Here is an 18,397-nt window from a genome sequence, read left to right on the forward strand (position 1 = left end):
ACGCCCGTGTTACACATATGGGCAAGCCGTGGCAAGGGGCCTCTGGCATTGTCTGCGCTGGAATTGTTCACGTCGAGACACATTTGGACACTTTCACGAACGCGCGCGAAGGGGTAGGCTGCGCGTTCATTTCGCCAGCACCTCAGAAAATGCTTCAACAATTCCTGCAGGATTTCGGCTACTTCGCCCTTTTTCTAGGCACCTTCTTTGAAGGCGAGACCATTCTGGTGCTTGCGGGGTTCCTTGCGTTCCGCGGTTACATGGATATCAATCTGGTGTGCCTGGTGGCCTTCTTCGGCAGCTACGCGGGCGACCAGTTGTGGTACTTCATGGGCCGACGCCACGGGCGCAGGATCCTGGCGCGCAAGCCGCGCTGGCAGGCAATGGGCGACCGGGCGCTGGACCATATCCGCCGCCACCCCGATATCTGGGTGCTGAGCTTCCGCTTTGTCTATGGTTTGCGCACGGTCATGCCGGTGGCCATCGGCCTGTCGGGTTACCCGCCACGTCGCTACCTGCTGCTGAACGGGATTGGCGCGGGCATCTGGGCAGTGGCCTTGGGCGCCGCCGCCTACCACTTCGGCGCCATCCTCGAAGGCTTGCTGGGCAACGTCAAACGTTACGAGCTATGGGTGCTTGGCGGCCTGGTGGCGCTGGGCGGCCTGCTGTGGCTGCGCCGGCGCTTCCGTACTCTGCGCGCGGAGCGCAGGGCGGCGAGCCAGGCCCAGCCCCCAGAGGCTGAGCAGGCTGTAAGCCACGAGCAGAAACCAGGCCAGCGGGGCGACCACCGCTAAGCCCAAGGCGCCGGCCAGGTACAATGCCGGCGCATTCAGACACAACCGCGCCAGCTCCAGGCGTGCAGACCAGGGCCGGTTCTCCAGCAACGCGCCCAGCACGAACAAACCAAACGCCATCAGTGACCAGCCGAGCACCAGCGCGGCGGCCGGCACGCGGTCGGCCACGTCCATCAGGTAGCTGCCCAAGGCCACATAAACCACGAACTGCGCCGCCACATAGGCTTGCTGCCCGCGCCCCAGGGCAATCTCGAACTTGCGAAACAGCGCCAAGTCCTGTTTGGCCTGTGGGTAGCGTGCGGCCACATCGGCCGGGCGCCAGCCGGTAGGCATGAACCAGATACGCAGCTTGTCCCACAGGCTGGTGGTGCGCCGGGCGTCGTGCCAGAGCTGGGCATAGAACTGCAGGTTGGCCCATAGCGGGTTCCAGCTGGCCAGCGGCGTGGTCACCCCGAACACCACCGGCTCGGCCGGGTCCTCCTCCTTGAACGTGCCGAACAGACGGTCCCAGAGAATGAACACACCACCGTAATTGCGATCCAAGTAAGCAGGGTTTTGCGCATGGTGGACGCGATGATTGGACGGCGTGATCAACACCCACTCCAGCCAGCCAAGTTTAGGGATATGCCGGGTATGCACCCAGAACTGATACAGCAGGTTGAGCGAGGCGACGGTGATGAACACCAGTGGCGGCACACCCAGCAGCGCCAGCGGCAGGTAGAGCAACCACGAGAAGAGGAACCCGCTACTGGTCTGGCGCAGCGCCGTGGTGAGGTTGTACTCCTCGCTCTGGTGATGCACCGAGTGCGCAGCCCACAGTACGTTGCGCTCATGCCCCAGGCGGTGCAGCCAGTAGTAGCAGAAGTCGTACAGGACAAAGGCCAGCAACCAGACCCACCCTGCCTGCGCCGGCAATTGCAACAGCGCCAGGTGCTCGAAGACCAGAGCATAGGTGACCAGCCCTACGCCTTTGGTCAGCAGGCCGGTACTGGTCGACAGTGCGCCGGTACTCAGGCTGTTGATCGAGTCGGCCAGGGTGAAGTTGTGCTGGCCGCGCACGCGGTCGGCGACCAGCTCGACGGCTATCAGCACAAAAAAGAACGGCACGGCCAGCAGTATCAGGTCCATGGGCGCGACCTCAGGCGTTATCCACCAAGATTAGGCCGCCCCCGCAGGAATCCCTATGGCGACATCTGCCAAACTAGAGGACATTTAGCGCCTCGACACTGGAGTAATGAGCATGACAAAAAAAGTAGCGGTGATTCTTTCCGGCTGTGGCGTGTATGACGGCGCCGAAATCCACGAAAGCGTGATCACGCTGCTGCGCCTCGACCAGCGCGGTGCGCAGGTGCAGTGCTTCGCGCCGAACATCGCACAGATGCATGTAATCAACCATCTGACCGGCGAAGAAATGCCCGAATCGCGCAATGTGCTGGTGGAGTCGGCGCGCATTGCCCGCGGCGAGGTCAAGGATATCCGTGAAGCCAAGGCCGAAGACTTCGACGCACTGATCGTGCCGGGCGGTTTCGGGGTGGCTAAAAACCTGTCCAACTTTGCCGTGGAAGGCGCCAACTGCAGCGTGAACCCAGACGTGCTGGCCTTGGCCGAAGCCTTTGCCGACGCCTGCAAACCCGTTGGCCTGATCTGCATCTCGCCGGCGCTTGCGGCGAAGATCTACGGGCCGGGCGTGGTCTGCACCATCGGCAGCGATGCCGGCACTGCGGCGGCTGTCGAGAAGATGGGCGGCACCCATGAAGCGTGCGATGTACACGACATTGTCGAAGACACCCAGCGCAAGCTCGTGACGACCCCGGCGTACATGGAGGCCAAGTCGATCAGCGAGGCGGCGGGCGGGATCTACAAGCTGGTAGACCGAGTGCTGGAGCTGACGCACGAGTAAGTTATTGCGTTGGCTTCTTCGCGGGCATGCCCGCTCCCACAGGTCCAGCACAGGCTTCAAGGTCACGCGGTACCTGTGGGGGAAACTCATGAAAAGCCTGCGCGATCACCTGTAGGAGCGGGTTTACCCGCGAACACCGGCAAAGCCGGTGCCATCCACCGCGCCACGCTGGGCTGTCGCCGACAGGAACCGTGTCAGCGCTCAGCTTTTCGAGAGGCGGGCAATGATCCGGTCCAGTGCATTGGCAAACGCCTGTTTCTCACGTTCGCCATAGGCCGCCTGCCCGCCCCCCACCTGCCCCTGCTCACGCAGCTCGGTGAACAGGTTGCGCGCCGCCAGGCGGTCGCCCATGTTGCGCTCGTCGAACTCACGCCCACGCGGGTCCAGTGCGGCCACGCCCTTTTTCACCAGGCGGTCGGCCAGCGGCACGTCACTGCAGATCACCAGCTCGCCAGGCACGGCGTGCTCCACTATGTAATCGTCGGCCGCATCCATGCCGCTGGGCACCACGATCAGACGCACGATCGCGAACGCCGGCTTGGCCACCGCCTGCCCCGCCACCATCACCACCTCGAACTTGCGCTTGAGGGCGAACTTGACGATCAGATCCTTGGCCGCCTTGGGGCAGGCGTCGGCATCGATCCATACACGCATTGGACACTCTCTACATGAACTCAATGCGCCCATCATGCCTGAAGCGCAGCGAAAGCTGGAGCAGGCCAGCGCTGGAAAAATGGCGCCAGAATTTCAATTACCGCTTATCCGACCCCGCCACTCAGGCTAAACTCGCCACAGCTTCAATGGCCTGCCCGAGCGCGCAATGAACCACCCTCACGAAATCCGCCCTGACCTGGACGAAGGCATCGACCGCAAGGTCCTGGCGACATTGCGTGCGCGCTTCCTGCATCTGAACCAGGGCCGACTGCAGCGGGCAAAGGAAGGCCTGTCAACGCGCCAGCAACAGGTACTGTCGTTGCTGCCGCTGCTGTTTCACGTGAACCACCCGCTATTGCCGGGTTACGTCTCCGGCAGCACCCCTGCGGGCGTATCGGCTTACGAGCCAAGCGCCGAGTTGGTGGCCGATGCCCAACGCCTGGCCCGCTCGTTCACTTACAAGGCCCAGCATGGCAACCCGCCACGCCCGATCCACGGCCTGTTCCTGATGGGCAGCCTGGGCTCGCTGGCGCAGGCCGAGCACAGCGACATGGACCTGTGGGTGTGCCATGCACCCGGCTTGCCCGAACAGCTGCTGGGTGAGCTGCGCCGCAAGTGCCAGCTGCTGGAGGCCTGGGCGGCAAGCCTGGGCGCCGAAGCACACTTTTTCCTGATCGACACACAGGGCTTCGCCCAGGGTCAGCGCGATGGCCAGCTCGGCTCCGACGACTGCGGCACCACCCAGCACTACCTGCTGCTGGACGAGTTCTACCGCACCACCCTGTGGCTGGCCGGGCGTACGCCGCTGTGGTGGCTGGTACCGGTGTACGAGGAACACAACTACTACAGCTACACCCAGACGTTGCTGTCCAAGCGCTTTATCCGCAGCCAGGAAGCCCTTGACCTCGGCAACCTGGCGCACATTCCGCCCGGTGAGTTCGTCGGCGCTGGCCTGTGGCAATTGTTCAAAGGCATCGACTCGCCCTACAAATCGCTGCTCAAACTGCTGCTGACCGAAGCCTACGCCGGCGAACACCCTGCGGTGCGCTGCCTGAGCCTGGACTACAAGCAGGCAGTATTTGCCAACCAGCTCGACCTCGACGAGCTGGACCCCTACGTGATGGTCTACCGGCGCATCGAACGTTACCTGCTGCAACGCGGCGAACCCGCGCGCCTGGAGCTGGTACGGCGCAGCCTGTACCTGAAGGTGAACAAAAAGCTCAGCGACCAGGGCCGCAGCCATGGCTGGCAACGCCGGCTGCTGCAGCGCCTGACCGACGAGTGGGGCTGGGACCAGCGCCAGTTGGCCCTGCTGGACAGCCGCAGCCAATGGAAAGTGCAGCAGGTTGCCGTCGAGCGGCGTGAGCTGGTGGCCGAGCTTAACCTCAGTTATCGCTTCCTCAGCCAGTTCGCTCGCACCCAGAACGCCAGCAGCCGCGCCGACCAGCGCGACCTCAATGTGCTGGGCCGGCGCCTGTACGCAGCCTTCGAGCGCCGCGCCGGCAAGGTCGAAGTGATTAACCCCGGCATCGCCCCTGACCTCGCCGAAGGCACCCTGACGCTGGTCCAGGCACCCAACCGCAAGGAGCCGGGCAGCTACCACTGGGAGCTGTACAGCGGCAACCTGAGCACCCATGAGGTGCAGCACTTCAGCCCGATCAAACGCTGCCGCGAGCTACTCGAACTGCTGACCTGGGCCCATCGCAACGGAGTGATCGACAGCAGCACCCGCATGGCGCTGCATCCAGGGGCCAGCGACCTTGGGGAATTTGAGCTGTTCAACCTGCTGGGCTGTCTGCGGCAAAGTGTCCCCCTGCCCTTGCCGACCGTCAGCGAAGTGCGCCTTTTGCAGCCCAGCGTTGCCGATGAGGTGTTGTTGCTGGTCAACGTCGGCGTCGACCCGCTGCGCCACCACCGCGAGCTGAACGTTTTGATGACCACAGAGCGCACCGACGCGTTGAGCTACGCTGGCGTGCGCGAAAACCTGGTGCTGACCCTGGACCAGGTCACCGTCAACAGCTGGAACGAGGTGCTGGTCCAGCGCTATGACGGTGAACACGCGCTGGTGCGCTGCCTGCGCGACTTCCTCAACAGCCCGGCGCAGCGCGGCCACCGGCCAAGGGTGCGAGTACGCTGCTTCTGCCAAAGCCGCGCCCAGCCGATCGGCCAGCGCGTAGAGGAAATTTTCGACACCGCCCAGCTGCTGCGGGATCAAGGGCTCCACCACCGCTACCTGCTGCAAGTGGCCCACCACACCCATGTGCTGGAGCTGTTGCCCGAGCATGTCAGCCTGACAACCCTGGCCGAGCATGAGGCGCTACTGGCCTACCTGGGCGAAGAGCGAGGCACCTACAGCCCGCTGTACCTGGATGCCAATGCGCTGCAGGACCACGACCTGCGCCTGGTGCTGGAGCAAGGCCGACCAGCCTGCATTCAGGTGTTCTACCGCCTGCAGGGCGGCTGGGCCGATGTGTATGTGCTGGATGAATACAACGCATTGTGGCAACAACGCCTGCCGCTGCATGACGAAGCGCATCTGCTGTTGCCACTGCAACGTTTTCTGCGCTCGGTGGTGATGCGCCGCGATGCCCGCCTGCCCCTCGATAGCCTGCGACCCGCCTCGCTGGATATCCACTACGCGCAGCTGCTGCCCACCGGCCCAGGCAAGGCACGCAACATCGAGCCGCGCCTGGCCCCGGCCGAGGGCAGCGACCAGCCTTACTATGAGGTACAGGCGATTATCCAGGCGGGTGTAGCGGGCGTGGCGCATGTGACGCTGTACTGCGACCAGCAGGAGTTTTCCGAGCTGGAACATGGTGAGCAGCTGTATGCGGTGGTGGCCAGGCAGATCATCGGTCAGCGCCGTGGCACAGCGCAGTACCGGTGCTATATCACCGACCTGGATTTGTCCGAGTTGCTGGATGACCGGCTGGGGGCAACGCAGGCCTACCTGAGCTACAAGCGGGTGCTGGAGCAGGCTTTGAATGAGGGGTTGGAGCAGGTTTTGGCGGAGGGCGCCTGAACTCGCAGCACAAGGCGGCGACAAAAGAGTGCATCTCTCTGTAGCAACAGCCTTGCGCTGCAAACGGGCCGCGAAACGGCCCCCTGGCCCTTACAGGTCGTAATCGCCCGCCGCCTCCGGCTGGTACTCCACTTCCAGCAGCTTCAGCTTGAGGGTCTTGCCCCCCGGTGCCGGCCAGTCGATCTGCTCGCCCACCGACAGCCCCAGCAAAGCGCAGCCAATCGGCGCCAGGATCGAGACCTTGCCTTCCGGCCCGGCATCCTTGGGGTACACCAGTGTCAGGTGGTAGTCCTTGCCGCTGGCTTCCTCACGGCAGTGCACCCGCGAGTTCATGGTCACCACGCCCGCCGGCACTTCCTCGTGACCGACCACCTGCTCGGCGCGGTCAAGCTCGTCCTGCAGGGCGAGCACACCCGGCGTACTCTCGTCGAGGCTGTCGATCAGACGCTCCAGACGTTGTACGTCCAATCGGGTGAGGATGAGGGAAGGCTTGGTGCTCATGATCCAGTCAGACTCCTTTGAACAGGCAGTTTTCAATGTGCAAATAAAGCAAAACCCCGCCCAAGGGCGGGGTTTGAGAAGGCTTTGGCGTCACCGACGCAGAACCCGACACTACCACAGCCGGGCAAATACTCAAGCCCCTGCGCTCAGTGTGCCTTAACCTGCTCGCGCAAGACCTGGGCCTCGCGGCAGATCTGACGGCGCCGTTCGTCATCGGCCGAGCGCCATTCGCGAATGTGCTCGACATGTCGATGGCAACCGGTGCACACCCGCTGTTCGTCCAGCCGGCATACGCTGATGCACGGTGACGGCACTGCAGGGCTGACGTTGCTGTAAAGCGGCTTGGGCGGCCGGGCCTGGGCGCTACTCATGTCAGATTTCGTCGAAGTCCAGCTTCTCGCCGGCCCGCTCCCAGACGATACGCTCGAGCATTTCACCCAGCAACTCTTCGCTCTTTTCGCACACCCACTTGCCGCTGTCTTCGTCGTAATCGAAGTGGAAACCACCGGAGCGGTCGGCAAGCCACAGCTGGCGCAATGGCTCCTGACGGCTGAAGATCAGCTGGGCGCCGCCCTCGAACTTGACGGTCAGGACACCGGCGGAGTTCTCCATGTCCAGGTCCAGACCGCTCTCGTCGAACAGATCTTCCAGGGCCTGTTGGGTCGCGTCGACCAGATCATGGAAACGCGCTTCACTCAAACTCATTGCAGGAACCTCGAAATTGGCTGCGTTACAGGCAAGCCGGGCAAGATACGGGCGCTTGCCGCCGAATGCAAAGGTTTAGCCGTTGCGTTCACCGGCCTCTTCGCGGGCAAGCCCGCTCCTACGGGGGGCTGCGCAGAGGCTAAGCATAGCCCGCCCGGCGGACCGGTCCTTGCATAGGCAAGCCGCCGGTCGCTCGGTATACTCGGGCGCAATACTGCATTTTTCTAAGGATTTCACCCATGAAGCGCCTGATTTCCTCCTTCGCGGCGCTGGTCGCTGTTGCCTGCCTCGTTTCGGCCTGTGGCCAGAAAGGCCCGCTGTATCTGCCTGAAGATGGCGATAACGGCAAAGCGCACACGTCGCACCAGCACCAGCCAAAAGCCAAGCCGGCCCCGGCACAAGAACAGCAGCCCGAGCTGCAGTCCGAGTCCGAGTCCGAGCAGTCGCCAGCGCAGTAAGGAAACCAGATGAACGCTTTCAACTACCGCGACGGTGAGCTGTTCGCGGAAGGCGTGGCCCTGTCGGCCATTGCAGAACGTTACGGCACCCCCACCTATGTGTACTCGCGCGCCCACATCGAGGCCCAGTACCGTAGCTACGCAGACGCCCTGCAAGGCACCGAGCACCTGGTGTGCTTCGCGGTCAAGGCCAACTCCAACCTTGGCGTGCTGAACGTGCTGGCGCGCCTGGGCGCAGGCTTTGACATTGTCTCCGGTGGTGAACTGGAGCGTGTATTGGCCGCTGGCGGGCGTGCCGACCGCGTGGTGTTCTCCGGCGTTGGCAAAACCCGTGAAGACATGCGCCGTGCCCTGGAAGTTGGCGTGCACTGCTTCAACGTCGAATCCACCGACGAGCTGGAGCGCCTGCAAGTAGTCGCCGCCGAAATGGGCAAGGTTGCCCCGGTGTCGCTGCGGGTCAACCCGGACGTCGATGCCGGTACTCACCCGTACATCTCCACCGGCCTTAAAGAAAACAAGTTCGGCATCGCCATTGCCGATGCCGAGGCCATCTACGTACGCGCCGCACAGCTACCGAACCTGGAAGTGGTCGGTGTCGACTGTCACATCGGCTCGCAACTGACCACCGTCGAGCCATTCCTCGACGCCCTCGACCGCCTGCTGGTGCTGGTCGACCGCCTGGCCGAGTGCGGCATACACCTGCGCCACCTGGACCTGGGTGGCGGTGTCGGCGTGCGCTACCGCGACGAACAGCCACCACAGGTGGCCGACTACATCAAGGCCATCCGCGAACGCGTGGGCGAGCGCGACCTGGCCCTGGTGTTCGAGCCTGGCCGCTACATCGTCGCCAACGCTGGCGTGCTGCTGACCCGCGTGGAATACCTCAAGCACACCGAACACAAGGACTTCGCGATCATCGATGCAGCGATGAACGACCTGATCCGCCCGGCCCTGTACCAGGCCTGGATGGGTGTCAGCGCGGTCAAGCCACGTGCAGGCGAAGGCCGTGCCTATGACCTGGTCGGCCCTATCTGCGAGACTGGCGACTTCCTCGGCAAGGACCGCGTACTCAACCTGGCCGAAGGTGACCTGCTGGCCGTAGAGTCCGCGGGCGCCTATGGTTTTGTCATGAGCTCCAACTACAACACCCGCGGCCGTTGCGCTGAAATCCTGGTCGACGGCGACCAGGCGTTCGAAGTACGCCGCCGCGAGACCGTCGCCGAACTGTATGCTGGCGAAAGCCTGCTGCCGGAGTAAGCCCATGCTGCTGCGTTTTACCAAGATGCATGGGCTGGGCAACGACTTCATGGTCCTGGACCTGGTCAGCCAGCACGCGCACATTCAGCCCAAGCACGCCAAGCAATGGGGTGACCGTCACACCGGCATCGGCTTTGACCAGTTGCTGATCGTCGAGGCGCCGAACAACCCGGAAGTGGACTTCCGCTACCGCATCTTCAACGCCGACGGCTCCGAGGTCGAGCAATGCGGCAACGGTGCGCGCTGCTTTGCCCGCTTTGTGCTGGACAAGCGCCTGACCGCCAAAAAGCGCATCCGCGTGGAAACCAAGAGCGGCATCATCGTGCTGGACGTGCAGAACGACGGCCAGGTGAGTGTCAACATGGGCCCGCCGCGCTTCATCCCTGCCGAAATTCCCTTTGTCGCCGACGCACAGGCGCCAAGCTACCCGCTGGAAGTTGACGGCCAGTTGTACTCGATAGCCGCCGTGTCCATGGGTAACCCGCACGCCGTGCTGCGTGTCGACGACGTGTTTACTGCGCCTGTGCATGAGCTGGGCCCGAAGATCGAAAACCACCCACGCTTCCCACAGCGGGTGAATGCCGGCTTCATTCAAGTCATCGACCGCCACCGCGCCAACCTGCGCGTGTGGGAACGCGGCGCCGGCGAAACCCAGGCTTGCGGCACCGGCGCCTGCGCCGCAGCCGTGGCGGCGATCAGCCAGGGCTGGATGGATTCCCCGGTGTCCCTCGACCTGCCCGGTGGTCGCCTGCACATCGAATGGGCCGGCCCCGGCAAGCCCGTGATGATGACCGGCCCGGCCGTACGCGTCTACGAAGGACAGGTTCGTCTCTAAACGAGTAACCGCCATGACCGATCAGCCCAAGGTTGTACCCAAGCAGTCCGCCGAGCTCGATGCCGAAGCGGTGGTCGCCTACCTGCGCGCCCACCCCACCTTCTTCGCCGAGCACGACGAGCTGCTGATCGAACAGCACATCCCGCACCAGCGAGGAGACAGCGTGTCGCTGGTGGAACGCCAGCTCAAGCTGCTGCGTGACCGCAACATCGAAATGCGCCATCGCCTGTCGCAACTGATGGACGTGGCCCGCGACAACGACCGGCTGTTCGACAAGACCCGCCGGCTGATCCTTGACCTGCTCGATGCCGGCAGCCTGGAAGAAGTGGTAATGGCGGTCGAAGACAGCCTGCGCCAGGAATTCCAGGTGCCCTTCGTCAGCCTGATCCTGTTCGGCGACAACGTCGCGCCGGTGGGGCGCTGGGTCAGCAATGCCGAGGCGCAGCAAGCCATCGGTGCCCTGCTGGGCGGTGGCAAGACCGTCAGTGGCAACCTGCGCGAGCACGAGCTGGCTTTCCTGTTCGGTGAAGAACAGCGCCGGGAAGTAGGCTCCAGCGCCGTGGCAGCTCTTGAGTACCAAGGGCTGCATGGGGTTCTGGCCATCGGCAGCCGCGACCCGCAACACTACAAGAGCAGCGTCGGCACCCTTTTCCTCGGCTATATCGCCGAAGTGCTCGGCCGCGTTGTGCCACGCGTTACCCAGACACTGCGCTCGGTACGCTGATGAAACGCCAGCTGGAGGCTTATTGCGCACACCTGCGCAACGAGCGCCAGGTGTCGGAGCACACCTTGCTGGGCTACCGTCGCGACCTGGAAAAAGTCATCGCCTACTGCAAAGAACACGGCATTGCCGAGTGGCAGGCGCTGCAAATCCAGCAACTGCGCCAGCTGATCGCCCGCTTGCACCACCATGGCCAGTCCCCGCGCAGCCTGGCACGCCTGCTGTCGGCAGTACGCGGCCTGTACCGTTACCTCAACCGCGAAGGCCTGTGCCAGCACGACCCGGCCACCGGCCTGAGCGCACCCAAAGGTGAGCGTCGGCTGCCCAAGGTACTGGATACCGATCGCGCACTGCAGCTGCTCGATGGTGGCGTCGACGACGACTTCATTGCCCGGCGTGACCAGGCGATCCTCGAGCTGTTCTATTCCTCAGGCCTACGCCTATCGGAACTGACCAACCTCGATCTTGATCACCTCGACCTCGCCGCCGGCCTGGTGCAGGTACTGGGCAAGGGTGGAAAAGCCCGCGTACTGCCGGTGGGTCGCAAGGCTCGCGAGGCGTTGCAGGCCTGGTACCGCTTGCGCGGCATCGGCAACCCACGCGACCGTGCAGTGTTCATCACCCGCCAGGGCAATCGCATCAGCCCCCAGGCAGTTCGGCTGCGGGTAAAGGCCGCCGGTGAGCGTGAGCTGGGCCAACACCTGCACCCGCACATGCTTCGCCATTCCTTCGCCAGCCATGTGCTGGAATCATCCCAGGACCTGCGCGCGGTGCAGGAGATGCTCGGCCACGCCGACATCAGCACGACGCAAATCTACACCCACCTGGACTTCCAGCACCTGGCCGCGGTGTACGACAGCGCCCACCCTCGGGCCAAACGCAGCAAAGGCACAGACTCATGAGCATCAAGCTGATCACCTTCGACCTCGACGATACCCTGTGGGACACCGCGCCGGTGATTGCTACCGCGGAAGTCGTGCTGCGCGACTGGCTCGAGGCCAACGCACCCACCCTCGGCAGTGTGCCGGTGGAACACCTGTTCGCCATCCGCGAGCGCCTGGTGCAAGCAGAGCCCGGCCTCAAGCACCGCATCAGTGCCCTGCGCAGGCGCGTGCTGTTTCATGCTCTGGAAGAGGTCGGCTACAGCGAGCAGCACGCACAGGCGCTGGCCAACGAAGGCTTCGAAGTGTTCCTGCATGCCCGCCACCAGGTGGAGATCTTCCCAGAGGTGCAGCCGGTGCTCGAAATCTTGCGCCATCAATACATCCTGGGCGTGGTCACCAACGGCAATGCCGACGTCAGCCGGCTAGGGCTGGCGGATTACTTCCGCTTTGCCCTGTGCGCCGAGGACCTGGGCATCGGCAAACCAGACCCTGCACCATTCCTTGAAGCGTTGCGCCGCGGCGAGGTGGACGCGGGTGCGGCAGTGCACATCGGCGATCACCCTGGCGATGACATTGCCGGTGCCAAGCGCGCCGGGTTGCGGGCGGTGTGGTTCAACCCGCAAGGCAAGGCCTGGGCTGGCGATCAGGCGCCGGACGCCGAGATCCAGCGCCTGTCGCAACTACCTGACGTGCTTGCACGCTGGCGCTGACGGGGCCGCTTTGCGGCCCATTCGCGGGCACGCCCCCTCCCACAGGGACCGCGCAGGTCCTGAACCCTGTGGTGAACCTGTGGGAGCGGGCATGCCCGCGAAGAGGCCGGCACGGGCAACACAAAACCCACAGGCGTAAAAAAGCCCGCAGCGACGGCGGGCTTTTTTGCGATCAGCCACTCAGATAGGGCGGCTGCCGTACTTGTTGTCCGGCTTCTTGGGCGGGTCAGCGACCACGTTGGCCTCGACTTCCTGCACCTTGCCACCACGAGAAAGAAATTCTTCCATCGCCTTGGCCAGTGCATCACGCTCTTTCTGCTTGGCTTCCATGCTCGGCATCTCGTCTACCGAGACTGCGGCCTTGGATTTGCCCTTGGCAACGGGTGCCGGGCTGCTGTCGTCATCGCCAGCGTCTTCAACGCCGTCATCAGCCGCCCCTTCAAGGACCTCATCACCCTCGTCTTCGTCGCCTACTTCGAGGTCATCATTTTCCAGATCGTCGTCGCTCATGTTCTACCTCATGACTTGCGAAAAGCAGGTTGGTTATAGACCAGTGCAGCCGTAGACCGGCAGCCACCAGTGAAAATTCAACTGGCCGTGGGTTAGGCCACTGCCCTTGGGTCGGCACTCCTGATGGGAGGCGGCACCCAGCAGGCCCTGCTCCTGGCAGGACCTGACAAATCCATTAGCCCCTGCTGGCCACACGCTATTGGCAAGCCTAGCAAAGGCTGGCGAAGTGTGTGGACTACTCGTCAAACACCCTTCGGCGCGCATTCTAGCGCGCCCGTGGAAAAAGCAAAGCACCATAAACGCCCTGTGGCTTGTAAGTTTTTTACCTACGTCACGAACGTGTCGAATAAACCGTTTGCCGTGCGGGAAATGCTGAAAAACTGGCAAAAAAATGCCCGGCAAGCCGGGCAAGTTTTTACCGCGTCGCAGTTACAGGTTGTAGCCGCGCTCGTTGTGCTGAGCCAGGTCAAGGCCGACCGACTCTTCTTCTTCGTTGACCCGCAGGCCCATCACCACATCCAGCACCTTGAGAATCACGTAGGTGACGATGGCGGTGTAGACCACGGTGAAAATCACACCTTTGGCCTGGATCCAGACTTGCATGCCGATGTCGGTGACGGTACCGAAGCCGCCCAGCGCCGGGGCCGCGAACACACCCGTGAGGATGGCACCGATGATGCCGCCAACACCGTGCACGCCGAAGGCATCCAGGGAATCGTCATAGCCGAGTTTGCGCTTGAGCGTGGTGGCGCAGAAGTAGCAGAGCACACCCGATACCAGGCCGATAATCAGCGCGCCAATCGGCCCGACGGTGCCCGCAGCCGGGGTGATGGCAACCAGGCCAGCAACCACGCCCGAAGCGATGCCCAGAGCACTTGGCTTACCGTGACCGACCCACTCGGCGAACATCCAGCCCAGGGCGGCGGCGGCGGTAGCGATCTGAGTGACCAGCATGGCCATGCCGGCAGTACCGTTGGCGGCAGCAGCAGAGCCTGCGTTGAAACCGAACCAGCCGATCCACAGCATCGCTGCGCCCATCAGGGTATAGCCGAGGTTGTGCGGGGCCATCGGCGTGGTCGGGTAGCCCTTGCGCTTGCCCAGTACCAGGCAGCAGACCAGGCCTGCGATACCGGCGTTGATGTGCACCACGGTGCCGCCAGCGAAGTCCAGTACGCCCCAGTCCCACATCAGGGCACCGTCACCGCTCCACACCATGTGTGCGATCGGCGCATACACCAGGGTGAACCAGATGCCCATGAAGACCAGCATCGCCGAGAACTTCATGCGCTCGGCAAAGGCGCCGACGATCAAGGCCGGGGTGATGATGGCGAACGTCATCTGGAAGGTGATGAACACCGCTTCAGGGAACAGCGCGGTGGCCGAGGTCAGGCTGTTGGGCGTGACGCCGCTGAGGAAGGCCTTGGAGAAGCCGCCAACGAAAGAGTTGAAGTTGAGCACGCCCTTTTCCATACCGGCGGTATCGAAGGCCATGCTGTAGCCGTAGACGACCCAGAGAATGCTCATCAGGCCGGTAATTGCAAAGCACTGCATCATCACCGACAGCACGTTCTTGGAACGCACCATGCCGCCATAGAACAGGGCCAGGCCTGGAATGGTCATGAACAGCACCAGCGCCGTTGCGGTCAGCATCCAGGCGGTGTCGCCGGAGTTCAGCGCTGGGGCAGCTTCCTCTGCCAGGGCAAGCCCGGGCATTACGAGGGACAATAGGGCTCCTAGCCCTGCGATCTTACGCAGAGTCATGTTGTTTTCTCCTGGGGCGTTGGGTTTGGTGAGGCTTTGTTGCTGCTTAAATCGCGTCGGTATCGGTTTCGCCGGTACGGATGCGGATTGCCTGCTCCAGATTCACCACGAAAATCTTGCCGTCACCAATCTTGCCGGTGTTGGCTGCCTTGGTGATGGCTTCGATTACCCGATCAAGGTCCTTGTCATCGATGGCGACATCGATCTTCACCTTGGGCAGGAAATCGACCACATATTCAGCACCGCGATACAGCTCGGTGTGGCCCTTCTGCCGACCGAAACCTTTGACTTCGGTGACGGTGATGCCCTGCACGCCGATTTCCGACAACGACTCGCGCACGTCGTCCAGCTTGAACGGCTTGATGATGGCTGTGACTAGCTTCATGAAACTCTCTCCCGATTTGGTGGACTTGCCCCAGGAAAACAAACCCGTCTCAAGTCTAAGCGCAGCGGTTGGCTTTGTAACGCGTCGTCGGCATCCGGCTCCGCGTGCGCACTGCCTGGTCACAAGGAACTGCTTCAGTGCATGGCTCGTACAGGTCTTTGCAGAAACCTTGCCAGTTCGGACAAAGCGCCGAAAAACAGAGCGTTATGTGATTTGGTCGGGATTGGCCAGTCGCCAGCATTGGAAACATGCACAGTTTCGGTGCGCCGAGGCGGGGCAAGCTGCGCGAAAAATGTGCAACTGATTGAAAACCGCACGCGCTCTTTGTGGGGGCGGCCTTGCGTCGCGATGGGGCTGCGAAGCGCCCCTACGATTTGTGCCTTGGTGCCGATATTGCCGGGGCCGCTGTGCAGCCCAATCGCCACGCAAGGCCATTCCCACAAAGGCCAATGTGCACTCAGGCGCCAGGTTTGTGCGTGCTACACTGGCGGCCATTTCTCCGTTTCAGTGGACAGCCCCATGCTCGCGCCCAAAGCCCTTCTCGATGCCCTGAGCGACCAGGCCTCGCGCCTGTTCAGCAGCGATGCCGCCCAGCCCCGTGCGGAACTGGAAAGCCAGTTCAAAGTGTTGATGCAAGGTGCCTTCAGCAAGCTGGACCTGGTCAGCCGCGATGAGTTCGACAGCCAGATGGTCGTACTGGCGCGCACCCGCGCACGCCTCGAGGCCTTGGAAAAACAGGTAGCCGAGCTGGAAGCGCGGCTGAACCCAACTTCACAGGATGAGTGAATGCAGCCCTCCAGCGCATACCCGGTACTGTTGTTTTCCTACGGCACCTTGCAGGATAAAGCCGTGCAACTGGCCAACTTTGGCCGTGAGCTGAACGGCCAGGCCGACCGTATGCCGGGCTACCGCCTGGACTGGGTCGAGATCACTGACCCGGACGTACTGGCGACCAGCGGCAAGTCCCATCATCCCATCGTTTCCCCCAGCAGCCAGGCCAACGACAGCGTGGCCGGTATGGTCTTCCAGATCAGCGAAGACGAACTGGCAGCGGCGGACCGCTATGAAGTTGCCGACTACAAGCGTGTCGCCGTCACCCTCGCATCGGGCCTGACAGCCTGGGTTTATGTGCGCGCCTGAGCCCCTCCGATGCAGGTTGAACCCGTAACGACTCGGCGTGGGTAAAGGCCTGTTTCGGTGGTAGCTCGCTTGCATGCAAGGTGCCGCGGAACAACGCCGCCCCGCACTGAGTAAACAATGTCTTCACCCGGTTGTGCGAATTGAGGATCTGGGCCTGGATATCACCAATGGCCGTATCCCTTGGTTGCAAGCTGGCCGCTCGGTTGACCCATTCGATGGCGGCAAAGCGGCTTTGCTTGCGGGTGCCACGCCCCTGCATCCAGGCCAGCCCCAGTTCGGCGCTGGCACGCCCTGCAAGCCACGGGTCCGGGTGCTCGACCAGGCTCAGCAGGTAAGCAACCGCCTCGGTCCGCTCCTGCGCCTCACCAAACCGGCGCAACAAAATCCCCAGATGCAAACGCGCACGCGCGTTGATCTGCGGGTTGCCCAGCGCGTCGACAAGCAGGCGCCTGACCGCCAGCATGGCACTGCGCTCGTTCAAATCCTCATCGCCGTCCATGCGCAGGCAGGCCAGGTTGTATTTGGCCTGCCTGCTGCCCGCCTCCACCGCACGCTGCAGCCAGTACCCGGCGGCCTCGTCATCCAGGTAATGCGCCGGGGTGTTGGCCAGGCCGCCATGGTGCAGCTCGTACAAGGCCAGGGCAGCACCCGGCAGGTTCAGTTCGGCGAAGCGTTCGTACAGGTAGCAGGCCACTTCATGCCGGTTGGCTGCCCACAGCACCCGTGCCACTTCAAGCACTTCGAACCCCGGTGCCTGGCCCGCGCACTGGCGATTCACCGCCCGTTGCAACCATAGCCTTGCCTGCTCGGCCGAGCGTGGCAGCGCCCACAGCCCAAAACGGTGCCCGGCCGCGCGTAATGCACAGGCAGCAGCATGTGAACGGCCGTCACACAGGCGCTCAATAGCGCCGTGTAGCAGTTGCCTCTCATCTACCATGCCATCGCGCAGTATCAGCTCGACCAAACAGCGAAACGGCACGCCCATGGCGCGGATGGCGCCAAGATCGGCATTGCACGCCACGCTCGCGGCAAAGTCGCGCATAGCGCCAGCATGGTCGCCCGATGCCCTGCTGTGCAGCGCCCCCCGCCATGCCAGAACGACAGCACGTTCCCTGGGCCTCAACGGGCGTTGTGACCAGTCTTCGAACACGTGCTGCCAGTCGGCGACGGCCTGCACCTTGTCAGCCTGTGGCAGCTTCAGCCGGCCTTCGACAGCCATCCAGCGCAGCGCATTACGCAAACGCTCGTCCCAGGTTGCGCACAGCGGGCCATTGACCAACAGCTCCAACGCACCGAGGCTGCCGCCCCAGCGGGGCAGCAAGTACACAGCAAGGGCCTGGATCGCTTCGAAGCAACCGGGGCGGGCGATCAGCGCATGGCGCAGCCAGTAATAGCGAGGGTCCTCGTTTTCATGGTCGACCCGCTTGCCCAGGTAGTGCGGTAGCGCCTGTGGCAGCTCGGCCAAGGGCAACAACCCATGCCTCACCAGCAACGGCGCTGCAGTTTCCTGTACCTCTACATCGGCATGGGCACTGGGCCTGAAGCGTGCAGGCTCCCCCTGGAACAGTTGGAGCAACCAACCAGGCTCATGGAGCTGCGCACTGATGCGCAGCATGCCAATGGCCGCTGCCACGGGGTGCGCAGAGCGGTCCATTGCACGCAACAGGTGCGCGGTGGCGGATTCACAAATTTGCGCGACCGCCAGCAAGCGTGCAGCGTTGCGTGGGCCATCAACCTGCACCTGGCAGGCCCGGTGGAAGCAGTGCATACCCATTACCACTTGTGGGTGGTAAGCCCTGGGGCACGCGTCAATCCAGGCTCTGAGCACTTGGCTCAGGGCCCTGTCGCCCTGGTTTTCCTGGTCGAGCAGCATGTGCCCTTCAATGGCCGCCAGGTAGGCCGGGAACTCGCCGGGCGGGGCTTGGCGCCATTGAGCCTCAAGCTTGTCGAAAAAGCGGTTGAGTTCAACGAATGCACTGGCCTGCACCAGTTCGCGAATTGCCTGGTGCGTGCGGGTGAGCATTTGCACGGTGCAATACCTCAAGTCCATTTGAAAGAAGACGCAGTGCCATCCCATGGCAACTGCGGTTGCCCAACAACACTAAGTCATACCTGACGACTGCGCAAAGCCTATTGGATCCATTTTTGCCGAAGCGCATG

At 63.0% G+C, this 18,397-nt stretch carries 19 protein-coding genes and 1 pseudogene; 11 read left to right on the plus strand and 9 right to left on the minus strand.

All coding sequences use genetic code 11. The annotated features are described in order from the left end of the window. Window positions 1–149: 149 nt before the first annotated feature. Window positions 150–794 carry a DedA family protein gene (locus tag LMH93_RS26175; RefSeq protein WP_017148020.1) on the plus strand — a complete coding sequence of 215 codons (645 nt, stop codon included), beginning with the start codon at window positions 150–152 and terminating at the stop codon, window positions 792–794. A 501-nt stretch (window positions 795–1,295) separates the two neighbouring features. Here LMH93_RS26175 and LMH93_RS26180 read toward each other — a convergent pair. Next, window positions 1,296–1,922, minus strand: a pseudogene (locus LMH93_RS26180) (sterol desaturase family protein); the annotation flags it as partial. Between the two features lie 112 nt (window positions 1,923–2,034). On the opposite strand from LMH93_RS26180, the gene elbB reads away from it, so the two are divergent. Then, a complete protein-coding gene (elbB, locus tag LMH93_RS26185) occupies window positions 2,035–2,694 on the plus strand; it encodes an isoprenoid biosynthesis glyoxalase ElbB (RefSeq protein WP_003253655.1) in 660 nt (219 codons plus the stop codon). A gap of 201 nt (window positions 2,695–2,895) precedes the next feature. On the opposite strand, the gene LMH93_RS26190 is transcribed toward elbB, so the two are convergent. Then, on the minus strand, window positions 2,896–3,348 hold the full coding sequence (locus LMH93_RS26190) for a YaiI/YqxD family protein (RefSeq protein ID WP_003253654.1): 453 nt from the start codon (window positions 3,346–3,348) through the stop codon (window positions 2,896–2,898). A 166-nt stretch (window positions 3,349–3,514) separates the two neighbouring features. On the opposite strand from LMH93_RS26190, the gene LMH93_RS26195 reads away from it, so the two are divergent. Further along, a complete protein-coding gene (locus LMH93_RS26195; RefSeq protein ID WP_070096551.1) occupies window positions 3,515–6,370 on the plus strand; it encodes a class I adenylate cyclase in 2,856 nt (951 codons plus the stop codon). Between the two features lie 90 nt (window positions 6,371–6,460). Here the strand turns inward: LMH93_RS26195 and rnk are convergent, their stop codons facing one another. The 3 genes from rnk to cyaY form a co-directional block, all read right to left on the minus strand. Further along, the gene (gene rnk, locus LMH93_RS26200) at window positions 6,461–6,871 is read right to left on the minus strand and encodes a nucleoside diphosphate kinase regulator (protein WP_003253652.1); all 411 of its coding nucleotides are present in this window, start codon (window positions 6,869–6,871) and stop codon (window positions 6,461–6,463) included. Between the two features lie 146 nt (window positions 6,872–7,017). Continuing rightward, window positions 7,018–7,242, minus strand: a complete 225-nt coding sequence (locus tag LMH93_RS26205) for a DUF1289 domain-containing protein (protein ID WP_230064739.1) — start codon at window positions 7,240–7,242, stop codon at window positions 7,018–7,020. A gap of 1 nt (window position 7,243) precedes the next feature. Beyond that, window positions 7,244–7,576: an iron donor protein CyaY gene (gene cyaY / locus LMH93_RS26210; protein ID WP_004575827.1), complete on the minus strand. Its 333-nt coding sequence runs from the start codon at window positions 7,574–7,576 to the stop codon at window positions 7,244–7,246. A 239-nt stretch (window positions 7,577–7,815) separates the two neighbouring features. On the opposite strand from cyaY, the gene lptM reads away from it, so the two are divergent. The 6 genes from lptM to LMH93_RS26240 are packed head-to-tail and all read left to right on the plus strand — an operon-like array spanning window position 7,816 to window position 12,441. Then, complete coding sequence (gene lptM, locus LMH93_RS26215) at window positions 7,816–8,034, plus strand: LPS translocon maturation chaperone LptM (protein WP_003253649.1); 219 nt, start codon at window positions 7,816–7,818, stop codon at window positions 8,032–8,034. Between the two features lie 9 nt (window positions 8,035–8,043). After that, window positions 8,044–9,291 carry a diaminopimelate decarboxylase gene (gene lysA, locus LMH93_RS26220; protein WP_003253648.1) on the plus strand — a complete coding sequence of 416 codons (1,248 nt, stop codon included), beginning with the start codon at window positions 8,044–8,046 and terminating at the stop codon, window positions 9,289–9,291. A 4-nt stretch (window positions 9,292–9,295) separates the two neighbouring features. Continuing rightward, complete coding sequence (gene dapF, locus LMH93_RS26225) at window positions 9,296–10,126, plus strand: diaminopimelate epimerase (protein WP_003253647.1); 831 nt, start codon at window positions 9,296–9,298, stop codon at window positions 10,124–10,126. Between the two features lie 13 nt (window positions 10,127–10,139). Further along, window positions 10,140–10,850: a DUF484 family protein gene (locus tag LMH93_RS26230; RefSeq protein WP_003253646.1), complete on the plus strand. Its 711-nt coding sequence runs from the start codon at window positions 10,140–10,142 to the stop codon at window positions 10,848–10,850. Continuing rightward, window positions 10,850–11,749: a tyrosine recombinase XerC gene (gene xerC / locus LMH93_RS26235; protein ID WP_003253645.1), complete on the plus strand. Its 900-nt coding sequence runs from the start codon at window positions 10,850–10,852 to the stop codon at window positions 11,747–11,749. Before LMH93_RS26230 ends, xerC begins: the two co-directional genes overlap by 1 nt. Then, window positions 11,746–12,441: an HAD family hydrolase gene (locus LMH93_RS26240; protein ID WP_230064740.1), complete on the plus strand. Its 696-nt coding sequence runs from the start codon at window positions 11,746–11,748 to the stop codon at window positions 12,439–12,441. Before xerC ends, LMH93_RS26240 begins: the two co-directional genes overlap by 4 nt. A gap of 180 nt (window positions 12,442–12,621) precedes the next feature. Here LMH93_RS26240 and sutA read toward each other — a convergent pair whose 3' ends face one another. The 3 genes from sutA to glnK all read right to left on the minus strand — a co-directional run bounded on the left by sutA (window position 12,622) and on the right by glnK (window position 15,097). Then, window positions 12,622–12,951 (minus strand): transcriptional regulator SutA, encoded by a 330-nt coding sequence (gene sutA / locus LMH93_RS26245; RefSeq protein WP_003253643.1) that lies wholly within the window; start codon window positions 12,949–12,951, stop codon window positions 12,622–12,624. A 429-nt stretch (window positions 12,952–13,380) separates the two neighbouring features. Then, window positions 13,381–14,712: an ammonium transporter gene (locus LMH93_RS26250; protein ID WP_003253642.1), complete on the minus strand. Its 1,332-nt coding sequence runs from the start codon at window positions 14,710–14,712 to the stop codon at window positions 13,381–13,383. Between the two features lie 46 nt (window positions 14,713–14,758). Continuing rightward, window positions 14,759–15,097: a P-II family nitrogen regulator gene (gene glnK, locus LMH93_RS26255; RefSeq protein WP_002555808.1), complete on the minus strand. Its 339-nt coding sequence runs from the start codon at window positions 15,095–15,097 to the stop codon at window positions 14,759–14,761. A 519-nt stretch (window positions 15,098–15,616) separates the two neighbouring features. Between glnK and LMH93_RS26260 the strand changes: the two genes are divergently transcribed. After that, window positions 15,617–15,883, plus strand: coding sequence for an accessory factor UbiK family protein (locus LMH93_RS26260; RefSeq protein WP_003253640.1), 267 nt, complete (start codon window positions 15,617–15,619; stop codon window positions 15,881–15,883). Beyond that, a complete protein-coding gene (locus LMH93_RS26265; protein WP_004575824.1) occupies window positions 15,884–16,237 on the plus strand; it encodes a gamma-glutamylcyclotransferase family protein in 354 nt (117 codons plus the stop codon). Here the strand turns inward: LMH93_RS26265 and LMH93_RS26270 are convergent. After that, window positions 16,191–18,260: a DUF4034 domain-containing protein gene (locus LMH93_RS26270; protein ID WP_230065386.1), complete on the minus strand. Its 2,070-nt coding sequence runs from the start codon at window positions 18,258–18,260 to the stop codon at window positions 16,191–16,193. The two genes, LMH93_RS26265 and LMH93_RS26270, sit on opposite strands and share 47 nt — an antisense overlap. Window positions 18,261–18,397: the final 137 nt, after the last annotated feature.

The sequence above is a fragment of the Pseudomonas sp. CIP-10 genome (assembly GCF_020911845.1).
GTDB lineage: Bacteria > Pseudomonadota > Gammaproteobacteria > Pseudomonadales > Pseudomonadaceae > Aquipseudomonas > Aquipseudomonas alloputida.